Raw genomic sequence first — 23194 nt, 5'->3', positions numbered from 1 at the left:
TTACCTCTTACTCAGCCTTGTCGCCGACAGCCGTATTGTCTTCTTTGGCCGGAGCAGTCTTCGGATGCTCGGCGGGCAGCGCCGTCTTGCCATCAGCCGGGCTCTTCAGCGCCGGATTGGTCTCGGCATCGCTGCTAACGGGCTTGGCTGCCTCGGATGGCGGCAGAGCAACCGTTTCGGCGGCAACCTTAGCACCGGCCTTCTTCTTCGTCTTCGTCGCCGGCGAATCCAGAAGCGACGTCAAACCACCTTCCGGTGCGGAGAAAATGCGATCGATCTGCGGACCGGTCGGAACTTCGCTGCCCTTGCCTGCGACGAATGCATCGATGATCTCTTCGAGACGTTCCGGCGTCAGATCCTCATAGGTATCCTTGCCGATCACGACCATCGGTGCGTTGACGCAGGCGCCCTGACATTCGACTTCTTCCCAGGAGAGCGTGCCTTCGGCGTTGCGCTCCAGCGCGTGGGCGGCGATCTTGCTCTTGCAGACCTTCACCAGGCCTTCAGCGCCGCGCAACATGCAGGGCGTCGTGCCGCAGACCTGAATATGAGCGCGGCTGCCGACCGGATGCAGTTGGAACTGCGTGTAGAAGGTGGCGACTTCGAGCGCCCGGATATAGGCCATATCAAGCATATCGGCGATCTTTTCGATGGCCGCCTTGGTGACCCAGCCATCCTGCTCCTGCGCGCGCATCATCAGCGGGATGATCGCGGATTGCTGGCGGCCCTCGGGATATTTCTTGATCGTCTTTTCAGCCCAAGCCGCGTTCTCCTGGTTAAAGGCGAATGCGGCAGGCTGGAATTGATCTTCGGCTAGTCGACGAACGGACATCTTTCACGCCTTATCTCAGTTTAAGGACCCACACCGCGTATCCGTCAGGGACGAAAATTCGCAGGCATAGGCCGACTGGTCTTTCTGCATAAACACAACGAATTTGCCGCCGTTCGGCACGGCGGCCTTTATTTCATAGCCACGTGACACGAGATCGGCCATGGTCGATACCGCGCTCTGCGAAGCCGTATTTCCGCTCTTTGCAACATTCGAGCTTTTCGCATTCGAACCTTGCACGGAGATGCTGGGCAACGCCTGCGCCTTGCCGGCCTGCTGAGCCGAAGCTCCGGAAGCAGCGAGAAGCGCAGTAGCGATGACCGGCCAAAGCTTCATCAGCGATCCACCTCACCGAACACGATGTCGAGCGAACCGAGCACGGCCGCGACGTCGGCAAGCAGATGGCCGCGGCACATGAAATCCATGGCCTGCAGATGCGCATAGCCCGGAGCGCGGATCTTGCAACGATACGGCTTGTTCGAACCGTCGGAGACGAGGTAGACGCCGAACTCGCCCTTCGGCGCTTCGACAGCGGCGTAAACCTCACCGGCCGGCACGTGATAGCCTTCGGTGTAGAGCTTGAAGTGGTGGATCAACGCTTCCATCGAGCGCTTCATCTCACCGCGCTTCGGCGGCACGACCTTGCCGTCCAGCGAGGAGACCGGGCCGGTCTTGGCATCGCCAAGCAGGCGGTTGACGCACTGCTTCATGATGCGGACCGACTGGCGCATTTCGATCATGCGGATCAGGTAACGGTCGTAGCAGTCGCCGTTCTTGCCGATCGGAATGTCGAATTCGAGATCGGAATAGCATTCGTAGGGCTGCGCGCGGCGCAGGTCCCATGCGGCGCCCGAGCCGCGGACCATGACGCCCGAGAAGCCCCAGGCCCAACAGTCTTCCAGCGACACGACGCCGATATCGACGTTGCGCTGCTTGAAGATACGGTTGCCGGTGAGCAGCTCGTCAATGTCGTCGAGCGCCTTCAGGAAGGGATCGCACCAGTCGCCGATATCCTGCACCAGCTTTTCCGGCAGATCCTGGTGAACGCCGCCCGGACGGACATAAGCGGCATGCATGCGCGAGCCCGAGGCGCGCTCATAAAACACCATCAGCTTTTCGCGCTCTTCAAAGCCCCAGAGCGGCGGCGTCAGCGCACCAACGTCCATGGCCTGCGTCGTCACGTTCAGCAGATGCGACAGGATGCGGCCGATTTCGGAATAGAGCACGCGGATCAACTGACCGCGGATCGGGATCTCGATGCCGAGCAGCTTTTCGACGGCCAGCGCGTAGGCGTGCTCCTGGTTCATCGGCGCCACGTAATCGAGGCGGTCGAAATAAGGAACGGCCTGCAGGTAGGTCTTCGTCTCGATCAGCTTTTCCGTGCCGCGATGCAGCAGGCCGATATGCGGATCGACGCGTTCCACAATTTCGCCGTCCAATTCGAGGACAAGACGCAAAACGCCGTGCGCAGCCGGGTGCTGCGGACCGAAATTGATGTTGAAGTTGCGAACGTTGTGTTCAGTCATTGCAATGCGCTCCGCTTATTGCAGGCATTAGCCAGTAGGCAATAGGCAATAGTGTAACCGTTAACTCTCATATCCATGTCGTTCGTCCTGCAATCGGCGAATAAGCGATCGCAGCATCTTGCCGATTTCATCACCCAAGGACATCGTCGCCTTAATTCGCTCAAAAGCGACGATCTCTACTCGCGTGACAATATCAGATGCGTTTCCAATTCCTTCAGCGACCCTTGTGCGATCTTTAGGTGATGAACGTAAGCCCCTGTAGCTTCTCGCCCATAGCCTTCCGCGATGTTTGCCGCGATAGATACAGATGCGCGCCGTATCTGTGAAACCAAGCCGTAAATCTCTTCCTTCGGAAATTCCTTGGTAAGAGCATAACATTCAACAGCAAGGTCCATCGAGCGCTGCCACACAGTAAGGTCCTGGTAGGAATTAATCGCCGTTTGCCATTCTCCTATTGCCTATTGGCTACTGCCTATTGCCTCTTACTGCTTCGCCTTCTCGTCACCCGGGAGCACGTAGTCTGTGCCCTCCCACGGCGAGAGGAAGTCGAAGTTACGGAATTCCTGCTTCAGTTCGACCGGCTCGTAGACGACACGCTTGGCGGCGTCGTCATAACGAACTTCGACGAAACCGGTCGTCGGGAAATCCTTGCGCAGGGGATGGCCTTCGAAGCCGTAGTCGGTCAGGAGGCGACGTAGATCCGGATGGCCGGTGAAGAGAACACCGTACATATCCCAGGTCTCGCGCTCGAACCAATCGGCGCCGGGATAGACGCTGCAAGCCGACGGCACCGGCTGATCTTCGGCGACCGGAACCTTGATGCGGATGCGCAGGTTCTTCTTCGGCGACAGTAGGTGGTAGACGACGTCGAAACGATCGGGACGCTGCGGCCAGTCGACGCCGCAAATATCCGTCAGGTTGACGAAGCCACACTTGGCATCATCACGCAGGAACGTCAGCAGCGCGACCACGTTTGCGGCCGTCGTCGTCACGTTCAGCTCGCCATACTTGATCTCGGACGACGAAATCAGCGTGCCGCGAACTTCCGTGAGATAGGTGGCGAGTTCGTTCAGGGCTTCACTCATATTGCCTTGTCCCCTGCCTTACCGTTCGATCGTGCCAGTGCGCCGGATTTTCTTCTGCAGCAGAAGCACGCCGTAAAGCAGCGCCTCCGCCGTGGGAGGACAGCCCGGCACATAGATGTCGATCGGCACCACGCGGTCGCAACCGCGCACGACGGAATAGGAATAATGATAGTAGCCGCCGCCGTTGGCGCAGGAGCCCATTGAGATGACGTAGCGCGGTTCCGGCATCTGGTCGTAGACCTTGCGCAGAGCGGGTGCCATCTTGTTGGTCAGCGTGCCGGCGACGATCATGACGTCAGACTGGCGCGGCGAGGCGCGCGGTGCGAAACCGAAGCGCTCGACGTCATAACGCGGCATGGAAACCTGCATCATTTCGACGGCGCAGCAGGCGAGACCGAAGGTCATCCACATCAGCGAGCCGGTACGGGCCCAGTTGATCAGCTCGTCTGTCGAAGTGACCAGAAAGCCCTTGTCGGCGAGTTCATTGTTGATCTCGCCAAAATACGGATCATTGCTGCCAACGGGCTTGCCGGTTGCGGGATCGATGATCCCCTTCGGCTGCGGCGCAACGAGCGTCGTGTTGCTTTGGACTACTCCCATTCGAGCGCCCCCTTCTTCCATTCATAAATAAAGCCGATGGTCAGCACCGCCAGGAATACCATCATCGACCAGAACCCGAACCAGCCGATCGCACCAAAGGATACGGCCCAGGGGAAAAGGAAGGCGACTTCCAGGTCAAAGATGATGAAGAGAATCGACACAAGATAGAAGCGGATGTCGAACTTCATGCGGGCGTCGTCGAATGCGTTGAAGCCGCACTCATAGGCCGACAGCTTTTCCGAATCAGGCGCCTTGAAGGCGACGGCAAACGGCGTGATCAACAACGCCAGGCCGATCACCACGGCAATACCAATGAAAATAGCTATCGGAATATAGGAACTGAGCAGTCCAGTCATCATGTCCATCCCTGCTTGCCATGTGCGCCGGGGCGGCGCCTCTGGGCAAATGCCCAAGCCAAGCGAAAGAGCGTTGCAACAGAGCCGTGGTTAGCGCAGCCGGAGCGCGGGCGCAAGCCTTTTGAATATGTCGTTTCAAGCACTACCGAACCGGACTTACCAACAGGCTGTAACGATATCGCGACAAATCCGCGCAAAGGCAAAACGGCTTTTTCGCAGTCGCAGCAAATTGATGATTGATTGTAATGGCTTGAAACAAATGGCGCGAGTGACGGGGCTCGAACCCGCGACCTCCGGCGTGACAGGCCGGCACTCTAACCGACTGAGCTACACCCGCGCATCGTTTGACCTTTCGGTCATGCGAAATCCGGCAATCATGCTTTAAAATGGCGCGAGTGACGGGGCTCGAACCCGCGACCTCCGGCGTGACAGGCCGGCACTCTAACCGACTGAGCTACACCCGCACTTCATTTCAAGCATTCCGGATGCTTTCGCATCCATCAAAGCGGCCTCGCCGTTCGATGAGCGGCTAACTACGGGGTTCGCGTTTGGGTGTCAAGCAGGTTTAAATACAAATCCATGACAGAGCACGAATTGTTTTCGCGACCGCCGCCGGCACGTTTCGGCTCCGTCGATTTGGCATGGCAGGTTCGCGCCTCACGCATTTCAAAAACGGCTCATAAACCCGCCCCAACCAAGCCGGGCTTCCCCAGCAGTCGCATGTGGCGATATCGTCCACTGATGCCGCGCCATCAAAAAAATCAAAAAATCTTCACAAACACTCTTGCGGTTTTTTGTCGTTCCGCATAGATCACGGCCACCGAACGCGGCGGGCCAATGACCCGCTTGCTGCAAGGGCGATTAGCTCAGTTGGTAGAGCGCCTCGTTTACACCGAGGATGTCGGGAGTTCCTCTATACCGACGAACTGGTTGTCGACGATAGGCTGAAACCCAAGGGCTTGATGTTGAAGCCGGCCTATGACCCCGTTCTTCTGACGGGCGTCAACTACATCAACCATTTCTCCATCTACCGCCGCAGCCGGCTTCACGAGATCGGCTATCTCCGCACCGGATACGACGGTTCGCAGGACTATGATCTCCTGCTGCGCTATCTGGAAGGGCTGCCCGACAATACCGTCCTTCACCTGCCCTACCCCGCCTATTGGTGGCGGCGCAACGGCCACACCTATTCCCGGAAATTCATGGATGCCGCGACCGCCAATGCCAGGAAGGCGATCGTGGAACGATTTGAGCGTCAAAAGCAGCCCATTCGGGTCGAGGAGGCTTTGACGAATACCCTGCATCGCGTGGTGTTCGAACGTTCGGAGACTTCATGGCAGAAGATCTCCATCATTATTCCCAGCAAGGATAGTTTCGAGCTGATTTCCCGCGTTCTGAAGGATATCTTCGAGCAAACGGACTATCCCAATTTCGAAGTATTGGTCATCGATAACGGTTCTTCGGACAAGGCCGTGCTGGACCTTTACGAGCAATACCGCAAAACGCAGCCGACGTTTTCCGCGACGATCACGCCCGAACCCTTCAATTTCTCCCGTTCGATCAATCGAGGTTTGCGCGCCGCCAAAGGCGAGCACTATCTGATCCTCAACAATGACGTCGAGATTATCGAGCCGGGCTGGCTGAAGGAGATGGTGGCCTGTCTCGCCTTCGAGGGGACCGGCATCGTCGGCGCCAAGCTTCTCTATCCGAACGACAAGATCCAGCATGCCGGCGTCCTCGTCGGCTTTGGCGGGCTGGCGGGTCATTGGTACATGAACAAGCCCAAGGACTTCGGCGGTCCCATGAACAGGCTGCATGTCCGCAATTCGATGAGCTGTGTGACCGGGGCGGTGATGCTGATTTCCAGCGACTGTGCCGAAGCAATCGGCACGTTCGACGAAGAAAATTTCGCCGTCGCCTACAACGACGTCGACTATTGCCTGCGCGCCCACAAGGCCGGTTTTCGCATCATATGGACGCCATTCGCCTGCCTTTACCACCATGAATCGGTTTCACGGGGATCGGACAAATCGGGAGAACGGAAGAAACGATTTGAACGGGAGAAAGACAATCTCCGCCGGCTGCATGGGACGCAGACGTTTGAAGACCGCGCGATCAATCCAGCCTACAGCCGCGATAAATCGGACCCGAAGATCTTGATGCCAACGAAGCTGCGCATTCCATCGATGTAAGGTCTCGGCTGCCATCCCATCCAAACCGCCGCGAGCCGGTTTTATCCGCGATATTGCTCTTCGGTTACATATTCCATCCAGTCGGCGGCCTTGCCGTCCTGCATTTCCTGAATGGCGATATGCGTCAGCGCGGTGTCCAGCCCGGCGCCGTGCCAATGCTTTTCGCCCGGGGCAAACCAGAGCACATCGCCGGCATTGATCTCGCGGATTTCGCCGCCCCAGCTTTGCGCCAGTCCCTTGCCGGAGGTCACCACCAGTGTCTGCCCGAAGGGATGTGTATGCCAGGCTGTGCGGGCGCCCGGGTCGAAGCTGACATTGACCACCTGGACACGGGCCGGTGCCTGCGCCTGCATCAATGGTTCCTGGCGTACGCTGCCGGTAAAATACTCGGCCGGCGCATTGAAGGACGGACGCGATCCATTGGGCTTGATCTCCACGGCGTTTCTCCTGCTTCCACCAGCGCAGCGCCTGCCGCGCCTCGTTCTCTGCCGCAAGCCTATGCCATTCGATGACGTCATCCAAGCGACAACGCCGATGTCGGCGCTTTACAGTTGGATCAGGTCCAAGTCCTTGCCGATCTCCCGTTTGGCAATCTCGACCAGGCTCATTTCATGGGTGAAGAGAATAGTCTGGAAACGCTCCGCCGTGCCGGCGAGCGCCTTCAGGCCGGCGCTGGCGCGGTCATCGTCGAAGGTCTGGAAGATGTCGTCGACGATCAACGGCGCGGGCTCGTTGCGGGAGGAATAATCTTCGAGGAAGGCGAGCCGCAGCGCCAGATAAAGCTGATCGCCGGTCCCCTCGCTCAAGCCATCCAGCGGCACGCGCTCGCCACCTGAGCGCTCCGCCAGCAGTTGCAGCGCATCCCTCTCGTCATGTTCCTCGACCAGTCGCGCGAAGCGGTGGCCGGTCAGCAAGGAGAACAAATCCCCTGCCCGCTTGATGACCGGATCGGCCTGCCGCTCGCGATAGGCCTCCATCGAGCTTGCCAGCATCCGTGCCGCGAGTTTCAGCACCACCCATTGCCGCGCAAGGTCCTTGGCCTCCTGCTCGGCGGAGAGCTTCTCGAAGACGGCATGTTCGGCGCTGACACCGGTTTCCAGCGCACGCTGCTGGCGCTGGTTTTCCGCGTGGCGCGCCACCAGCTCGCCATGGGCGGTGAATTGCCGGAGATCTTCGGCGGTCAGCCGCTCGATTTCCAGCTCCGCGGCGATGCGCTCGAAGCCGGCGAGCTGCGCGCGGCTCTCATCCTCGCTGCCGCCATCGGCCTGCTGGCGGAAACGGTCGCGGCTTTCCATCAGCCTCGTGTTCAGCCGGGCACGTTCGCGCAGGCGCGACAGCAATGCCGGCAGATCGGCATCCTCGGGCAGATCGGCAGTCAGACGAGCAAGATCAGCCACCACCGTTGCAAGCGCGTCACTGCAGCGGAGGGCCTGTGCCTCGGCGCGCTGACGCTCCTCATCGAGCTGGTCGCGCTTCTTCTGCTCACCGCGCGCCGCATTGGCACGAGCGTGCAGCGCCTCGGCCGCGGCGTCCGGCGGCAGGTGGTCGAGTTCATAGCCGGCGGTTGCGGCAAGTGTTGCAAGCCGACGCTCGAAATCGGCCATGTCGCGGCGCATGCCGCTGACACGGCGTTGACGATTGTCATGCTCCGCCAAGACATCCGGCAGTTCCATCCATGCCTTCAAGGCAGCGGCAGCCATCTCCAGCGTCGCATCTGCGGGAAGACCGAACGGGAGGACAGCTTTACCAAACGCGTCGCGCCAACCGGCCTGCCGCCGCTCGATATCTTGGCTCTGTTCACCAAGACGCGTCAGCCGGTCGCGTGCCGAGGCGATCTCGCCTTCGCGCGTGCGACTTTCATTCCAACGCTCCGAAAGCAGGCGAAGATGTTTTCGCAACCCTTCCGCCATGGCGCCTGACGGTAGCCGGCCGCTCTTATAGCCGGTGGCGTCGGCGATATCTTTTAGCGCCGGAGACACACGCGCTTCGGCACGCGCAGCTTCATCCCGCTCGTCCACCAGATCGCGCAGAGCCCGACGCTCGCGGAACAACCCTTCAACCGCGCGCCGCCATTCCAGCATGGCCGCTGGATCGAGCGCGGCGATACCGCAGGGCTCGAAGAGCGCGGCAAAGGTGGCGAGCGCTTTTGCGGATTTCTCTTCGCACTGTTGCAGTCGCTTTGCGGCCGCCTCACGCTCCTGCTGCAGCCGCGCGCGGCGCAATAGATTATCCGCATGGCGAGAAACACGGTCCGCATCACTCAGCGCCGCATCGGCCAGCCGATCCGCTTCCGCAAGGCTCGTCGTGAACCTGGCGATGGCTTTTCCATCGGGAGCCGGTCCACCATCCGCCAGCCCGTCGCGGATCGATTGCCATAGGCCATCGCGAGCATTGCGTGCGCCGGCGATCTGTTCACGTGTGACGATCGGACCCGTGCGCTCAGCATCCTCCAGCGCCTGCTCGATCTCAGCCAACTGCTCATCATGGAGGCGCACCTTGTCGGACGCCTCGCGCAGGCTGCCGCGGGCAGCATCGATAGCCTCGCGATGCGTGGCGATCTCGGCACTGTCCGGCAGCGGCGCGGAAAATAACGCCTCGACATCGGCAACAGGAGGACGCAGGCGGGCAGCGGCCTCGCCAAGGTCTGCCTCGGCACGGCGGATATGCGTCTCCAACGCGTCGAGACGGGCAAGAGCGGTTAGATCACCGGTCAGTGACTCCAGTTGATCGAGATGAGGCCGGGGATCGATCAAACGGCCGGCAAGACCATCCCTCTCCAGCGCCACGAGCTGCCCGCGCTCGCTGTCCAATTGCTCTGCAATTGCCTGGGCACGGAGCAGCAACCGCCTGCCCTCTTCCACCAGTTCCGAGAGGCGGGCGCGGTCGACATCGCTCGGTTGCCGTTTTTCCAATTGCGCAACATCTGAAAGGCCGAGGCGGCGGGCAAGCTGTGCGAGCTCCGCATCATAGCTCGCCAACTCCTGATCGACACGCGGCAGGTCATGACGCTGGCTGCGATAATTGCCGCTATCGGCAAAAAGCTGCGTGATGTCGTTCGATATCCGCAGCAGCGTTTCGTCTATCTCAATCAGCGACAGCTCTTCGCCGGTGCGTTCGGCCAATTGCTGGGCACGGCGCAACTCGTCCTCGGCGGCGCGCTTGTCGCTCAGGCTCTGCTCCAGCCGATCCGCAAAATTGTCCGGTAAAACCGAGAGATCGGCGAGGCGGTCAAGCGCGGCGATCTCGCCATCGATTTCGGCCAGCAGCGGCTGCAGCGTCTTCAATCTTTGCAGTCGGTCTAGCGCCTGACGCGTCTGGCGACGCTGGTCCTGCAGGCGCTCCAATTCGCCTTCCAATTCGACGGCTTCCGCCAGCAACTTCTTCCAGTCACCGGATTTGAGCTCATTGTCGCGTTCGGCCCTGCGGGCCTCGTCATGGCGGTCCAGAGCGCGGTAGAAACTGCGATCCTTCGACCGCCGCTGGGCATAGATGCCGTCCGCTTCACCATCGAGAGACTGCCGCAGCCGCGACAGGCCCGTTAGGCCCGAGGCGGCGGAAAACAACAGGCTGCCGATCTCGCCGCCGCTGCGCAGCATGGCCGTCGCGCCTTGCCGCAATCGGAGAGAATCGAGCCCGAAAGCACGCTCGAAGACATCGCGACTCAAATGGCCGAGGAACGGCGCCAAGGCATCTTCCGCAAGCGGCCCCTCCTTGTCGTCGGGAGCGAGCAGAGTGTTCTTGCGCCCGCGGCGGCGGCGGAAAGCCAACGACGCACCATACCGCGCGCTGATTGCAGCGCCGACACGAAGGCTCGTCGGCTCATGCAGGAAGCTTTGTTCGGCGGCAACGGGAAAGCCGAAAAGCAGATCCGAAATGGCACTGAGCGCCGAGGATTTCCCCGCCTCGTTCGGCCCATAAATGACATGAAGTTTCGCACCTGCACGAAAATCGAGCGTGCGGTCGGTCAGTGCACCGTAGCGGAGAATGTCGAGCCGATCGAAGCGCATGGGTCAGTCTGCCCCCTGCCCTCGCGCCAGCAGCAATTGCCGCGCCTCCTCGATCAGCATCTCGATGGTGTCGTCAAGCGGCAACTCCGCTGCGCCGAGGCCGGAGGGCAAGCGCATCGCGATTTCGCCAACGAGCCTTTCCGCTTCCGCGACGATATCCGCATCACCGGCATGTTCGGCCAGCAATTGGCCGAGATCGAGCGTGCCGTTAGCCTCGACAGCGCTTGCGACAGGTGGCTCCAGGCGCAGCTCCAGCTTCTCCAGCCAGATATCCTCATGCACGCGATGGCAGGCGGCCTCGACCTCGTCGCGCCATTGCTGGCGATTGGCGGCAATGGCGCCCTGCAACGGCGTGATGCCCGATAGCCGAACGCGCAGCGCCGTCATGCGTCCCGCCATGTCACCGGCAAGTGACTGCACCGCCTGCTCGACGCGGCACAGGATTGCGGCCTGATCGTCCTCGGGATCGACGGCAATATCGGCCTGCGCAAACCGCGCCTCGTCAACGATCAAGCGTTCGTGGCTGACGCGGCCTTCCTCGACCGTGACCAGCACGGCGCCCTTCGCCCCGCGCTCGCGAATGCTGCGGCCCTGCAGGTTGCCCGGAAAAACCACCAGCGGGTCGTTTGCCACCACCTCATAGTCGTGCACGTGGCCGAGCGCCCAGTAATCGTAGCCACGCGAACGCAGATCATCGACCGAACACGGCGCGTAAGGCGCGTGCGGCTCGCGGCCGGTGAGCGAGGTATGGAGAATGCCGATATTGAACCAGCCGGACACGGGCGCCGGATAGGCAAGCGCCAGATTATCGTTGGCAGAGCGCTCGGCAAAGCCCTGCCCGTGCAGCGCTACCTGCAACCCATCCAGCCTGACGGAGCCGGGCTTGTTGGTCGGGAATTCATGGACATTGGCTGGCAGGGTAATGGTCTTGGTGATGACGCTCGCCGCGTCGTGATTGCCGCGTAGCAGATAGACCCGGATGCCGGCCCGCTCCAGCCGCGCCATTTCCCGATTGAAGAACAGGCCGATCTTGTTGTCCTTCCAATCGCCGTCATAGACATCGCCAGCGATAAGGAAGAAATCGACCGCTTTCTCGATCGCCAGCCCCACCAGCGTCGAAAAGGCCTTGCGGCTCGCTTCCACGAAGACGGCGGCGATAGCAGCATCTTTCAACGCCAGCCCCTGAAAAGGACTGCCGAGATGCAGATCGGCGGCGTGGATGAAACTGAAAGAGGGCATAAGCTCCGGTCATCGTCAGATATCTGGCACCTTCTTTTTACGGAAATACGGGGCCGATGAACACCATGCGGGAGAGGTCATCCAACGCTTTCATCTATTGCCGGGTCCTGTCATGCTCCTATGTCACGCGATTGCGATCTTGCAATGTCGCCCCAGGCTTGTCCGCACTCTGAGCGGCTGGTAGTGCCCTGGCATTTCATCACGAACGGAGACAATTCCATGAAACACGATGCTTTTGGCCGCACGCCCTTTATCGTTACGAATGTCGGCTTCGGCGCCTGGCAAATCGGCGGCGCCTGGGGTGATGTCAGCGAGGCGGACGGCCGCGCCGCCTTGAATGCTGCGCTCGACGCCGGCATGACCTTCATCGATACTGCCGACGTTTATGGCGACGGCCGCTCAGAAAAGATCATCGCAGACGTGTTGAAGGCGCGCGGCGGCACGCGCCCGATGGTCGCGACCAAAGCCGGCCGTCGGCTCAACCCGCACGTCGCCGACGGCTACAACAAGGCCAATCTCGAAGGCTTCATCGACCGCAGCCTGAAAAACCTCGGCGTCGACAGCCTCGACCTCGTGCAGTTGCATTGCCCGCCGACAGAAGTGCTCTACCGCCCCGAAGTTTTCGCCGGCCTTGACGAACTGCAGAAGGCCGGAAAGATCAAGGGCTACGGCGTCAGCGTCGAGAAAGTCGAGGAGGCGCTGAAGGCGATCGAATATCCGGGCGTGCTCAGCATCCAGATCATCTACAACATCTTCCGCCAACGCCCGGACCACCTGTTCTTCAAGGAAGCCAGGCGCAAGAACGTTGCGGTCATTGCCCGTGTGCCGTTGGCCTCCGGCCTGCTTTCCGGCAAGATCACCCGCGATACCCAGTTCGCCAGCGACGATCATCGCAACTTCAACCGCCACGGCGAGGCCTTCGATGTCGGTGAGACCTTTGCCGGCGTTCCCTTTGAGGTCGGCCTGCAGGCGGTCGAAGAAGTGCGCAAGCTGGTTCCGGCGGGCGCCAGCATGGCAGCGTTCGCACTGCGCTGGATTCTGATGAGCGAAGCAGTCACCGTCGTCATCCCCGGTGCGCGCAATGCCGAGCAGGCCAGAGCCAATGCGGCAGCCGCCAATCTTGCGCCGCTTTCGGCCAATGTCATGGCGGCAACGCGCGAGATCTACGAACGCCTGATTGCCCCGCACGTTCATCACCGCTGGTAACGACAGGAGTTTCTGGGAAAACGCATGGCCGGGTGCAGATCCGGCCACAGATTTTTTGTCCGGACGCTTCTTTGATCGCCCTCTGGAATTTCGAGCCTCCACTACGCCAGCAATTGAGATTGCCGGGCAACGAAAGCAGTGCATAAATCACGATCGGACATCGGGAAATGGGGGCTACAAGCACCTCCAGGCGGGATAGGGAATTGATATGATCGTTCGTTCTTGGCGGGCCGTCGCTGGCTCCGATGAGGTGCTGGCGACTTATGCGAAGCATCTTGAGACGACCACCTTTGTTGAAATGGCGCAGCTTCCCGGCCATCTTGGGGCGACCCTCGCCCGCAGGGTTCGTGGCGAGAACAATGAGCTGGTGGTTATGAGCTTTTGGGCCGATATGGCCTCTGCCGGTCACTTTGGCAAAGGTGATTTTGACGATGCGGTGGTGAAGGCAAGTACCCAGAAGCTTTTGCGCTCCTTCGATCTGAAGGTCGAGTATTTTGAGACCGTGGTTTCGACCGGGCTGGTCTCCGGTCATGATCGCCCCCGCGGCGGCGAGTAGAGTTGGCACACCTGACCAAAAGTAGTCATTGGTGCATCGCTACAAAAAAGGGGGTCCGAAATGCTTCGAACCCCCTATATCCTCCACCATGGAGCAAAAGCCCCAATAGGCGGGTGAAAACGGATCAGCCGTTGACGGCGTCCTTCAGGCCCTTGCCGGGCGTGAACTTCGGCACGTTACGAGCCGCGATATCAACTTCAGCGCCGGTGGACGGGTTACGGCCCTTCGTAGCTGCACGGTGGGAAACGGTGAAGCTGCCGAAACCTGCGAGACGAATGTCGCCGCCCTTCTTCAGTTCAGACTGGACGGTATCGAAAACAGCGTCAACAGCGGAAGCAGCGTCAGCCTTCGTAATACCGGCCTTCTCGGCCACTGCGGACACGAGCTCATTCTTATTCATGTTTCCACCCCTTTCTACTGGTATGAAACGACTCATCTTGTAAGCGGGGCGCAGAATACGAGTGCTCTAGCCCGCCGCAACCCCCAAAAGCCCTGCAAATCAAGGAAAAGCAAGCGCTGTCAAAAGCTTTTCACAAAAAAGACCGGCATTTTGCCGGTCTTTTCTGGTTTCATGTCAATTCGGCGCAAATGAGGCTCAACCACGCCTAGTGCGCGATGGCAGCACCCACATCGTCGACGCCTTCAACCGTTGCGATCACGGGCGTTTCAACGGTGCCATCCCACTCGATCGGCTCCGGTCTGCGGATCAGCGCATGCTTGATCACCTCGCCCATGCGCGATACCGGGACGATCTCCATGTTGTTCTTCATGTTGTCCGGAATCTCCGCCAAATCCTTGGCGTTTTCCTCCGGAATCAGCACCTTCTTGATGCCGCCGCGAAGCGCTGCAAGCAGCTTTTCCTTCAGGCCGCCGATCGGCAGCACGCGGCCACGCAGCGTGATTTCACCGGTCATGGCGACATCCTTGGAAACCGGGATGCCGGTCATGATCGAGACGATGGCGGTCGCCATGGCGACACCAGCCGAGGGACCATCCTTCGGCGTCGCACCTTCCGGCACGTGCACGTGGATGTCGCTCTTGTCGAAGAGCGGCGGCTGGACGCCGAAATCGACAGCGCGCGAGCGGACATACGAGGCCGCCGCGGAAATCGATTCCTTCATGACTTCCTTCAGGTTGCCGGTGACCGTCATGCGGCCCTTGCCCGGCATCATCACGCCTTCGATCGTCAGCAATTCGCCGCCGACTTCCGTCCAGGCGAGACCGGTGACAACACCGACCTGATCGTCGCGTTCGGCTTCGCCATGGCGGAAGCGCGGAACGCCGAGATATTCGTCGATATTCGCAGCGGTGACCGCGACAGACTTGGCCTTGCCCTTGATGATCTCGGTGACCGCTTTACGGGCGAGCTTCATCAATTCGCGCTCGAAGTTACGCACGCCGGCTTCGCGGGTGTACTGCTGGCTGATCGCCATCAGGGCGTCGTCGCTGACCGAAAATTCATTCGGCTGCAGCGCATGTTCCTTGATGGCCTTCGGCAGCAGGTGCCGCTTGGCGATTTCGCGCTTCTCGTCTTCGGTGTAGCCGGCGATACGAATGATTTCCATGCGGTCCATCAGCGGCGCAGGGATGTTCAGCGTGTTCGCCGTCGTGATGAACATCACGTCAGACAGATCGTATTCGACTTCCAGGTAGTGATCCATGAAGGTCGAGTTCTGCGCCGGGTCCAGCACTTCCAGCAGGGCCGAAGACGGATCGCCGCGGAAATCCATGCCCATCTTGTCGATTTCGTCGAGCAGGAAGAGCGGGTTGGACTTCTTGGCCTTCTTCATCGACTGGATGACCTTGCCGGGCATCGAGCCGATATAGGTGCGGCGGTGACCGCGGATTTCGGCTTCGTCACGAACGCCGCCAAGCGCCATGCGGACATACTCACGGCCGGTCGCCTTGGCGATCGACTGGGCGAGCGAGGTCTTGCCGACGCCCGGAGGGCCGACGAGGCAAAGGATCGGGCCCTTGATCTTCGTCGCGCGCGCCTGGACGGCCAGATATTCGACGATGCGCTCCTTGACCTTGTCGAGACCGAAATGATCCGCTTCAAGGATCTTCTCGGCATTGTTCAGATCGGTCTTGATCTTCGACTTCTTGTGCCAGGGGATGCCCAGCAGCCAGTCGAGATAGTTGCGCACGACGGTGGCTTCCGCCGACATCGGGCTCATCTGACGCAGCTTCTTCAGCTCCGCATCGGCCTTTTCCTTGGCTTCCTTGGAGAGCTTCGTCTTGGAGATGCGCTCTTCCAGTTCGGCCATCTCGTCGCGGCCTTCTTCGCCGTCGCCGAGTTCCTTCTGGATCGCCTTCATCTGCTCATTCAGGTAGTATTCGCGCTGGGTCTTCTCCATCTGGCGCTTGACGCGCGAGCGGATACGCTTTTCGACCTGCAGAACCGAAATCTCGCCTTCCATGAAGCCGAGCGCCTTTTCGAGGCGGCCCTTGACGCTGGTGGTTTCCAGCATTTCCTGCTTCTCGGTGATCTTGATCGACAGATGCGAAGCGACGGTGTCGGCGAGCTTCGAGTAGTCGTCGATCTGGCTGGCGGCGCCAACCACTTCCGGCGAGATCTTCTTGTTGAGCTTCACGTAGCTTTCGAATTCCGAAACGACCGAGCGGCTCAGCGCTTCCAGTTCGACCGGATCTTCATTCGGCTCATTCAGGACATGGCCGAGGGCCTCGTAAAAATCCTCGCGACCCGTATAAGTGTCGATCTCTGCGCGTGCCCGGCCCTCGACCAGCACCTTGACGGTGCCGTCTGGGAGCTTCAGGAGCTGCAGCACATTGGCTACCGTGCCGACCCTGTGGATTGCGTCCGGGGCGGGATCATCGTCGCTGGCATTGATCTGGGTGACGAGCATGATCTGCTTGTCGGACCCCATGACCTCTTCCAGCGCGCGGATGGACTTCTCCCGTCCGACGAACAGCGGCACGATCATGTGGGGGAAAACCACGATGTCGCGCAATGGCAATACCGGATAGGCAATGCTCTCATTTGCCGCAGACGTTTTCTTAGTCATGTCATTTCCTTTCCGTCGTCCCGTTCCCGGGCTCTTCTGCCGGCATGGGGGAATTAGCCGGCTCTCTCACTTGGGTTGGAAGTGGAGCTTCACATCATTCATTTCAAGTCGTGCAAAACGCGCTGCAGGGTGGCGAAACGCGCATGTCACGAGGAGGAACGCAACAACAAATACCGGGCCACGGCTACTCGAACATTGCCGGCAACACGGGCCCCACAAGGACCGAAGCCGGACGCAAAATCATATCCGCCGAGGATTCCCAGAATCACGCCATCATGGCCGCGGCAAGCGCTCTTCACAACCGGTTTCGTCGGCGTTCCAATAAGCTTATCCCGGACTTTATCAGGAAACTGTACGATTTTTCAAATAGAAAGGGGCCCGTCAACGACGAGCCCCTGATTTCAACCGCAAATCCGGCAATTAGGCAGTGGCGTTTGCCTTTTCTTCCTGCCGGTCGGCATAGATGTAGAGCGGGCGGGCGGAGCCGCGAACGACCTCTTCGGAGATGACCACTTCGCGAACACCTTCCAGCGCCGGCAGATCGAACATGGTGTCGAGCAGGATCTTTTCCATGATCGAGCGCAGGCCGCGAGCGCCGGTCTTGCGCACGATCGCCTTGCGGGCGATTTCGCGCAGCGCGTCCTCGTGGAAGGTCAACTCGACGTCTTCCATCTCGAACAGGCGCTGGTACTGCTTGACGAGCGCGTTCTTCGGTTCCGACAGGATCTGGATCAGCGCATCCTCGTCGAGGTCTTCCAGCGTCGCCAGAACCGGCAGACGGCCAATGAACTCCGGGATCAGGCCGAACTTGACCAAGTCTTCCGGCTCCAGTTCACGCAGCACTTCGCCGACGCGACGGTCATCCGGTGCCTTGACAGCGGCGCTGAAGCCGATCGAGGTCTTTTCGCCGCGGGCGGAGATGATCTTGTCGAGACCGGCGAAAGCGCCGCCGCAGATGAACAGGATGTTCGTGGTGTCGACCTGCAGGAATTCCTGCTGCGGATGCTTGCGGCCACCCTGGGGAGGAACCGAAGCGACCGTGCCTTCCATGATCTTCAGCAGCGCCTGCTGCACGCCTTCGCCCGAAACGTCGCGGGTGATCGACGGATTGTCCGACTTGCGCGAGATCTTGTCGACTTCGTCGATGTAGACGATGCCGCGCTGGGCGCGCTCAACATTGTAGTCGGCAGCCTGCAGCAGCTTCAGGATGATGTTTTCGACATCTTCGCCGACGTAACCGGCTTCGGTTAGCGTCGTGGCGTCAGCCATGGTGAAAGGCACGTCGATGATACGGGCCAGCGTCTGAGCGAGGTAGGTTTTGCCGCAGCCGGTCGGGCCGACGAGCATGATGTTCGACTTCGCCAGTTCGACATCACCGTTCTTCGACGCATGCGCGAGACGCTTGTAGTGGTTATGAACTGCCACTGACAGGATCTTCTTCGCCTGCCTCTGGCCGATGACGTATTCGTCGAGAACCTTGATGATATCCTGCGGTGTCGGCACGCCGTCACGGGATTTCACCATCGAGGACTTGTTCTCTTCGCGGATGATATCCATGCAGAGCTCGACGCATTCATCGCAGATGAAGACGGTCGGTCCGGCAATAAGCTTCCGGACTTCATGCTGGCTCTTGCCGCAGAATGAACAATACAGGGTATTCTTGGAGTCGCCGCCGTTGCTGCCGCTGACTTTGCTCATATCATTTTCCTTCCAGCACGCCGCTGATTCCCAGATTGAAATCGCGGTCCACTCAATGCGCCCACCGGACCTGCCCCTCGTTTATCAGCAGATCGCGGCGCTCTTCGGGGTACTGAACGTAGCCCAGACAACATATCCGGGCTGCGGTGGCAACGAATCCCCCTTCGAATGCCGAATGCTATGTCATAAAATCGCTACATAGCATTAATGCTTACTATTACCGTGTTCTACACCACATTAAACCCCTATTCGATCACAAATGGGATAGAACTGTGGCGTAGAAGACACTGCCCGTGGATAACTCAGGCGGGGGTTTCACCTTCCATTTCAGTACGAGACGTCAGCACCTTGTCGATCAGACCCCATTCCTTCGCCTCATCGGAGGACATGAAATGGTCACGATCGAGCGTCTGTTCAACCTCTTCGTAAGTCCGGCCGCAATGCTTGACGTAGACTTCGTTCAGGCGGCGCTTCATCTTGATGATGTCGCGGGCGTGACGCTCGATGTCCGAAGCCTGCCCCTGGAAGCCGCCGGAAGGCTGGTGAACCATGATGCGGGAATTCGGCGTGGCGAAACGCATGTCCTTGTCGCCGGCCGCGAGCAGCAGCGAGCCCATGGACGCAGCCTGGCCGATGCAAAGCGTGGATACGGCCGGCTTGATGAACTGCATGGTGTCATAGATTGCCATGCCGGCGGTGACAACGCCGCCCGGGGAATTGATGTAGAGCGCGATTTCTTTCTTCGGGTTTTCCGCCTCGAGGAAGAGAAGCTGGGCGCAGACCAGCGTCGCCATTTGATCTTCGACCGGGCCCGTCAGGAAGATGATGCGTTCCTTCAGCAGGCGAGAATAGATGTCGTAAGACCGTTCCCCGCGGTTGGTCTGCTCAACAACCATCGGCACCAGAGCCATAGCTGTATCGACTGGATTTCTCATGTGCGTCCTTTACCAAGCTTGCCCCGGCGGCGAAAACGCCGGGAATCGAATAAAATCCCTTACCCTACATAGAGTGTCACTGCCCTGCACTTCAAGACGCGCGAAAGGATAACGTCAAAAAGGCCTAATGGCCCAGGAGATGTTGAGGAAGCGTTTCTAACCGCTGATTTCCTCATGCCAATAGCTCCGATGACGCTCTTCGCGCGGTCCACCGCTTTTCCCAACTGCAGGGTGAAGGAAGGATGAAGCGCAGACGAGCTTGGCACAGCCTAATCCCATGCGCAGGTAAAATTTACCAAGCGACTTAAGGAACTCACCATCTTATTCGGCGATGATGCCTCCATTGCAAGCGTTACCGTGTCCTTTGCGCCGACGAAATCCGCGCCACGGTAAAGGAGAAACGCATATCGTGCTCAATATCACAACGGGCCTCACCATCTGGTGTTCGGAAGCGATTACGCTCGCAACCGTGCTTTTCTTTGCCTGGCGGCATGATCGCCAGACGCCTGCCTATTTGATGTGGTCGCTGGGCTTCACCGTCAGCGCCGTCGGGTTCGCCCTCGTGGCAGCGCGCGGCTTCATTCCGGATTTCCTGTCGATCGAAGTCGGCAACGGCATCGCTCTGCTCGGCGAAAGCGCCTGGATCGCCGGCTTTTGCTGGATGGACAATCGCCGGCTGGACTGGCGGGCGCTGTTCCCGCCGGCCATCTGGTTTGCCGGCGTCGAACTGCCTTGGATTCACGAGAGTTTCGTCAATCGCGTCATCCTCTACGATCTCGCCGGCGCGGTCGGCGCGACGCTGCTTGCCGCCGCGGTCCGCCCGGCGGAAGGCCGGCGCGAAGGGGTGCGCGGTCTGCTCGGCTTCGTTTTCATGGCGCTCGCCTGCCTTTGCTTTGTTTCCGCCATGTCGATGACGCTTCTGCAGCTCAACCTTGAGGAAGCGCAGAGCTATCGCAGCTACTCCGCCCTTGGCAGCGCGTTGCTGATCACCACGGCAATCGCACTCACTGGCAAGCTGATGATGGAGCGGTCCGAACGACGCTGGCGGGCGATATCGGTCACGGATACGCTGACGGGCGTGCTGAACCGACGCGGCCTGCAGGATTATTTCGAGCTTGTCGCCGGAAAGACGACCAAAGACTCGCAGAAGATTGCCACGCTGCTGTTCGATCTCGATCACTTCAAGGCGATCAACGACCGTTATGGCCACCAGACGGGCGATATCGTGCTTGCCGAATTCGCCCGCATCGGGCGACAGTTCGTGCCACGCAACGGCGCATTCGGCCGCATGGGTGGCGAGGAATTCACCGCCTTCATCCTCGTCGACGACCAAGCGGAGGCCGAGGCGATCGCCGAGACGATCCGCCTGGACTTCTGCCGCGTGCCGCTGCTTGCCGGCCGCTCGTTAGTGCCAGCGACCGTCAGCATCGGTCTGGCGATCATGCCATGCGAAACTGCCAATTGGGACCGGTTGGTTTCCGCTGCAGATCGGGCGCTTTATGCCGCCAAGCGCGGCGGCCGCAATTGCACGATCGTCTTCAGCGAGGCGGAAGCGGCAATGGCCACCGATACCCCGCCCGATCCGAACGGCGGCGAGCTTGTGCCGACACTCGATGATCAGATTCATGCGCTGCGCCGCCTCGGTACGCTGGCGCGGATGTAACGGCCTTTTCCCATCCGCTTTATTCCGATAATCCTTTCGTCATGACCACATCCTCCGTTTTCTCCATCGATCCCGTGGCGCGTCGCGTGTCCCTCAATGCGCGCGATCCCGCCTTCTACAACAATCCGAACGCCGTCTATGCCGCCCTGCATGCCGAATGTCCCTCCTTCTATTGGGAACAGCAGAAGCAATGGTATTTCACCGGCTATGACCATGTGAACGGCCTGCTGCGCGACCGCCGCTTCGGCCGGCAGATCCTGCATATCGCCAGCCGCGAAGAACTCGGCCTGCCCGCGCCGCAGCCGCATCTCAAAAATTTCGATCTTGCCGAACAACATTCACTGCTCGAAATCGAGCCGCCCGAGCACACGCGGCTGAGAACCCTCGTCAACCGCGCCTTCGTCTCCCGTCACGTCGAGAAGATGAAGCCGGAGCTGGCGGAGCTCGCCAACCGGCTGATCGATAATTTCGAAGAAAAAAGCGAAGTCGAACTGCTGTCGGCCTTTGCCGATATCATTCCCGTCACCATGATCGCGCGGATGATCGGCATTCCGGAAGAGATGGGGCCGCAATTGCTGAAGTGGTCGCATGCCTATGTACGCATGTACATATTCGGCCGCACGCCCGAAGACGAGCTTGCCGCCGATCAGGCAGCCAAGGAATTTGCCGACTACGTGAAAACGGTCATTCGCGAGCGCCGCGCCAATCCGCAGGACGATCTCCTCACGCATATGATCACAACCGAGCACAAGGGCCAGTATCTGACCGAGGACGAGCTGGTCTCAACGACGATCGTGCTGCTCAATGCCGGCCACGAGGCGACGGTGCATCAGATCGGCAATTCCGTCCGTGTCATTCTGGAGAACGGCTACGCACCTGCCGCGCTTTTCAAGGATGAGGCGACGACGGAGCGTACTGTCGAGGAAACGCTGCGAATCTGCGCGCCCGTGCATGTCTTCCAGCGCTGGTGCCTGGAGCCGGCAGAAATCGACGGCGTGTCCTTCCAGCGTGGCGATAAGGTGGCGTTGATTCTCGCCGCCGCCAATCTCGACCCCACGAAGTTCTCCGATCCCCTCACCTTCAAGCCCGACCGCAACGAAGCACCCAATCTCTCCTTCGGCGCCGGTATCCATTTCTGCATCGGCGCGCCGCTGGCGCGGCTGGAATTGAACGTGGTGCTGCCGATCCTGTTCGAACGCCTGCCCGGCCTGACGCTCAAGAAGACGCCGGAGGTCAAGGATCTCTATCAATTCCACGGCCTCGACAAGCTGGAACTGAGCTGGTGAGTTAAGTATTGCCTTTGGCCGAGAGCCCGCCAATCCCGATTGCGCGTTACGCCTTGATTGCAGGACTATCCGCTAGGTTCATTGATCGCCTAAAACGCAAAATGGCGCGCCGGGCGGGCGCGCCATTGCAAAACCCTTGGCAGCGGGCGGCATGCGCCCGCCTCTGCCATATCAGCCGTAACGGCCGGTGATGTAGTCTTCCGTGCGCTTGACCTTCGGCGCCTGGAAAATCTGCTCGGTCGCGCCGTATTCGATCAACTCACCTAGATACATGAAGGCGGTGTTGTCGGAGATACGGCTCGCCTGCTGCATGTTGTGCGTCACGATGACGACCGTGAACTCGCCCTTAAGCTGCGAGACCAATTCCTCGACCTTGGCGGTCGAGATAGGATCGAGAGCCGAAGTCGGCTCGTCGAGAAGCAACACGGATGGCTTCACCGCGATGGCGCGGGCGATGCAGAGACGCTGCTGCTGGCCGCCGGAAAGGCCAAGTCCGCTCTGGTGCAGCTTTTCCTTCACTTCGCTCCAAAGCGCAGTTTCCGTCAGCGCGGCTTCGACGCGGGCGTCCATTTCCGCCTTGGAAATCTTCTCATAGAGCCGGATGCCGAAAGCGACGTTTTCATAGATCGACATCGGGAACGGCGTGGGCTTCTGGAACACCATGCCGACCTTGGCACGCAAATCGTTCAGATCGACGTCCTTGGCGAGGATATTGCGGCCATCCAACAGGATCTCGCCGCCAACCGTCTGGCCCGGATAGAGATCATACATCCGGTTGAAGGTGCGCAGCAGCGTGGACTTGCCGCAACCCGAAGGGCCGATGAAGGCGGTGACCGCATTTTTGCGGATGTTCATGTTCACACCCTTCAGAACGCGATGGCCGTTCTGATAGGTGAAATCGAGGTTCTTCACCTCAAGTTTCGCGAGCATGCCGGGACCCGACTGCGAAACGGCGTCCTTCCCCGACTGTGCGTTGACGCTCTGGAAATT

General features: G+C 59.8%; 18 protein-coding genes, 2 tRNA genes and 2 pseudogenes. 5 read left to right on the top strand and 17 right to left on the bottom strand.

Features of this window, described 5'->3' with window-relative positions; genetic code table 11:
- Positions 1 to 94 precede the first annotated feature (94 nt).
- The 9 genes and pseudogenes from nuoE to QA648_RS04835 all read right to left on the bottom strand — a co-directional run.
- Positions 95 to 832, bottom strand: a pseudogene (gene nuoE / locus QA648_RS04875) (NADH-quinone oxidoreductase subunit NuoE); the annotation flags it as partial.
- Between the two features lie 15 nt (positions 833 to 847).
- On the bottom strand, positions 848 to 1165 hold the full coding sequence (locus tag QA648_RS04870) for a hypothetical protein (protein ID WP_283049962.1): 318 nt from the start codon (positions 1163 to 1165) through the stop codon (positions 848 to 850).
- The gene (locus QA648_RS04865; RefSeq protein ID WP_283049960.1) at positions 1165 to 2355 is read right to left on the bottom strand and encodes an NADH-quinone oxidoreductase subunit D; all 1191 of its coding nucleotides are present in this window, start codon (positions 2353 to 2355) and stop codon (positions 1165 to 1167) included. Before QA648_RS04865 ends, QA648_RS04870 begins: the two co-directional genes overlap by 1 nt.
- Positions 2356 to 2415: 60 nt before the next feature.
- Positions 2416 to 2750 (bottom strand): annotated as a pseudogene (locus QA648_RS04860) (four helix bundle protein).
- An 87-nt stretch (positions 2751 to 2837) separates the two neighbouring features.
- Positions 2838 to 3440, bottom strand: a complete 603-nt coding sequence (locus QA648_RS04855; protein WP_104822681.1) for an NADH-quinone oxidoreductase subunit C — start codon at positions 3438 to 3440, stop codon at positions 2838 to 2840.
- Positions 3441 to 3458: 18 nt separating this feature from the next.
- Positions 3459 to 4040 (bottom strand): NADH-quinone oxidoreductase subunit B, encoded by a 582-nt coding sequence (locus QA648_RS04850; RefSeq protein ID WP_104822680.1) that lies wholly within the window; start codon positions 4038 to 4040, stop codon positions 3459 to 3461.
- Positions 4031 to 4396, bottom strand: a complete 366-nt coding sequence (locus QA648_RS04845; RefSeq protein WP_028754004.1) for an NADH-quinone oxidoreductase subunit A — start codon at positions 4394 to 4396, stop codon at positions 4031 to 4033. Before QA648_RS04845 ends, QA648_RS04850 begins: the two co-directional genes overlap by 10 nt.
- 260 nt (positions 4397 to 4656) lie before the next feature.
- A tRNA-Asp gene (locus QA648_RS04840) sits at positions 4657 to 4733 on the bottom strand.
- 50 nt (positions 4734 to 4783) lie between these two features.
- Positions 4784 to 4860, bottom strand: a tRNA-Asp gene (locus QA648_RS04835).
- 498 nt (positions 4861 to 5358) lie between these two features.
- Between QA648_RS04835 and QA648_RS04830 the strand changes: the two genes are divergently transcribed.
- Complete coding sequence (locus QA648_RS04830; RefSeq protein WP_283049957.1) at positions 5359 to 6588, top strand: glycosyltransferase family 2 protein; 1230 nt, start codon at positions 5359 to 5361, stop codon at positions 6586 to 6588.
- A gap of 41 nt (positions 6589 to 6629) precedes the next feature.
- Here QA648_RS04830 and QA648_RS04825 read toward each other — a convergent pair whose 3' ends face one another.
- From QA648_RS04825 to QA648_RS04815, 3 genes are all read right to left on the bottom strand, one after another.
- Complete coding sequence (locus QA648_RS04825) at positions 6630 to 7025, bottom strand: cupin domain-containing protein (RefSeq protein WP_283049955.1); 396 nt, start codon at positions 7023 to 7025, stop codon at positions 6630 to 6632.
- A gap of 108 nt (positions 7026 to 7133) precedes the next feature.
- Positions 7134 to 10595: a YhaN family protein gene (locus QA648_RS04820; protein ID WP_283049953.1), complete on the bottom strand. Its 3462-nt coding sequence runs from the start codon at positions 10593 to 10595 to the stop codon at positions 7134 to 7136.
- A gap of 3 nt (positions 10596 to 10598) precedes the next feature.
- Positions 10599 to 11834, bottom strand: coding sequence for a DNA repair exonuclease (locus QA648_RS04815; RefSeq protein ID WP_283049951.1), 1236 nt, complete (start codon positions 11832 to 11834; stop codon positions 10599 to 10601).
- A 219-nt stretch (positions 11835 to 12053) separates the two neighbouring features.
- On the opposite strand from QA648_RS04815, the gene QA648_RS04810 reads away from it, so the two are divergent.
- Together QA648_RS04810 and QA648_RS04805 are read left to right on the top strand one after the other, a co-directional pair.
- Positions 12054 to 13040, top strand: a complete 987-nt coding sequence (locus QA648_RS04810) for an aldo/keto reductase (protein WP_283049950.1) — start codon at positions 12054 to 12056, stop codon at positions 13038 to 13040.
- A gap of 208 nt (positions 13041 to 13248) precedes the next feature.
- Positions 13249 to 13596 (top strand): hypothetical protein, encoded by a 348-nt coding sequence (locus QA648_RS04805; protein WP_283049947.1) that lies wholly within the window; start codon positions 13249 to 13251, stop codon positions 13594 to 13596.
- A gap of 124 nt (positions 13597 to 13720) precedes the next feature.
- Here QA648_RS04805 and hupB read toward each other — a convergent pair whose 3' ends face one another.
- The 4 genes from hupB to clpP form a co-directional block, all read right to left on the bottom strand.
- Complete coding sequence (hupB, locus tag QA648_RS04800) at positions 13721 to 13996, bottom strand: DNA-binding protein HupB (RefSeq protein ID WP_104822664.1); 276 nt, start codon at positions 13994 to 13996, stop codon at positions 13721 to 13723.
- Positions 13997 to 14201: 205 nt separating this feature from the next.
- The gene (gene lon, locus QA648_RS04795; protein ID WP_283049944.1) at positions 14202 to 16622 is read right to left on the bottom strand and encodes an endopeptidase La; all 2421 of its coding nucleotides are present in this window, start codon (positions 16620 to 16622) and stop codon (positions 14202 to 14204) included.
- 420 nt (positions 16623 to 17042) lie between these two features.
- Positions 17043 to 18320: an ATP-dependent Clp protease ATP-binding subunit ClpX gene (gene clpX / locus QA648_RS04790; RefSeq protein WP_028753990.1), complete on the bottom strand. Its 1278-nt coding sequence runs from the start codon at positions 18318 to 18320 to the stop codon at positions 17043 to 17045.
- 302 nt (positions 18321 to 18622) lie between these two features.
- A complete protein-coding gene (gene clpP / locus QA648_RS04785; RefSeq protein ID WP_104822662.1) occupies positions 18623 to 19255 on the bottom strand; it encodes an ATP-dependent Clp endopeptidase proteolytic subunit ClpP in 633 nt (210 codons plus the stop codon).
- A 409-nt stretch (positions 19256 to 19664) separates the two neighbouring features.
- On the opposite strand from clpP, the gene QA648_RS04780 reads away from it, so the two are divergent.
- Positions 19665 to 20918 carry a GGDEF domain-containing protein gene (locus QA648_RS04780; protein ID WP_283049941.1) on the top strand — a complete coding sequence of 418 codons (1254 nt, stop codon included), beginning with the start codon at positions 19665 to 19667 and terminating at the stop codon, positions 20916 to 20918.
- A gap of 41 nt (positions 20919 to 20959) precedes the next feature.
- Positions 20960 to 22204, top strand: a complete 1245-nt coding sequence (locus tag QA648_RS04775) for a cytochrome P450 (protein ID WP_283049939.1) — start codon at positions 20960 to 20962, stop codon at positions 22202 to 22204.
- A gap of 171 nt (positions 22205 to 22375) precedes the next feature.
- Here QA648_RS04775 and pstB read toward each other — a convergent pair whose 3' ends face one another.
- Positions 22376 to 23134 carry a phosphate ABC transporter ATP-binding protein PstB gene (gene pstB, locus QA648_RS04770; RefSeq protein ID WP_199773566.1) on the bottom strand — a complete coding sequence of 253 codons (759 nt, stop codon included), beginning with the start codon at positions 23132 to 23134 and terminating at the stop codon, positions 22376 to 22378.
- Between the last annotated feature and the right edge of the window lie 60 nt (positions 23135 to 23194).

Origin of the sequence: Rhizobium sp. CB3171 (assembly GCF_029714265.1) — a bacterium.
GTDB lineage: Bacteria > Pseudomonadota > Alphaproteobacteria > Rhizobiales > Rhizobiaceae > Rhizobium.
The sequence above is the reverse complement of the archived record's forward strand: the minus strand, read 5'-3'. Positions and strand labels throughout refer to the sequence as shown.

Excerpts from the sequence above, each read along its gene's own strand:
- QA648_RS04870 (WP_283049962.1), bottom strand. The coding sequence starts at position 1,165 with ATGAAGCTTTGGCCGGTCATCGCTACTGCGCTTCTCGCTGCTTCCGGA.
- QA648_RS04865 (WP_283049960.1), bottom strand. The coding sequence starts at position 2,355 with ATGACTGAACACAACGTTCGCAACTTCAACATCAATTTCGGTCCGCAG.
- QA648_RS04855 (WP_104822681.1), bottom strand. The coding sequence starts at position 3,440 with ATGAGTGAAGCCCTGAACGAACTCGCCACCTATCTCACGGAAGTTCGC.
- QA648_RS04850 (WP_104822680.1), bottom strand. The coding sequence starts at position 4,040 with ATGGGAGTAGTCCAAAGCAACACGACGCTCGTTGCGCCGCAGCCGAAG.
- QA648_RS04845 (WP_028754004.1), bottom strand. The coding sequence starts at position 4,396 with ATGACTGGACTGCTCAGTTCCTATATTCCGATAGCTATTTTCATTGGT.
- QA648_RS04830 (WP_283049957.1), top strand. The coding sequence starts at position 5,359 with ATGTTGAAGCCGGCCTATGACCCCGTTCTTCTGACGGGCGTCAACTAC.
- QA648_RS04820 (WP_283049953.1), bottom strand. The coding sequence starts at position 10,595 with ATGCGCTTCGATCGGCTCGACATTCTCCGCTACGGTGCACTGACCGAC.
- QA648_RS04815 (WP_283049951.1), bottom strand. The coding sequence starts at position 11,834 with ATGCCCTCTTTCAGTTTCATCCACGCCGCCGATCTGCATCTCGGCAGT.
- QA648_RS04810 (WP_283049950.1), top strand. The coding sequence starts at position 12,054 with ATGAAACACGATGCTTTTGGCCGCACGCCCTTTATCGTTACGAATGTC.
- QA648_RS04805 (WP_283049947.1), top strand. The coding sequence starts at position 13,249 with ATGATCGTTCGTTCTTGGCGGGCCGTCGCTGGCTCCGATGAGGTGCTG.
- hupB (WP_104822664.1), bottom strand. The coding sequence starts at position 13,996 with ATGAATAAGAATGAGCTCGTGTCCGCAGTGGCCGAGAAGGCCGGTATT.
- lon (WP_283049944.1), bottom strand. The coding sequence starts at position 16,622 with ATGACTAAGAAAACGTCTGCGGCAAATGAGAGCATTGCCTATCCGGTA.
- clpX (WP_028753990.1), bottom strand. The coding sequence starts at position 18,320 with ATGAGCAAAGTCAGCGGCAGCAACGGCGGCGACTCCAAGAATACCCTG.
- clpP (WP_104822662.1), bottom strand. The coding sequence starts at position 19,255 with ATGAGAAATCCAGTCGATACAGCTATGGCTCTGGTGCCGATGGTTGTT.
- QA648_RS04775 (WP_283049939.1), top strand. The coding sequence starts at position 20,960 with ATGACCACATCCTCCGTTTTCTCCATCGATCCCGTGGCGCGTCGCGTG.
- pstB (WP_199773566.1), bottom strand. The coding sequence starts at position 23,134 with ATGCTCGCGAAACTTGAGGTGAAGAACCTCGATTTCACCTATCAGAAC.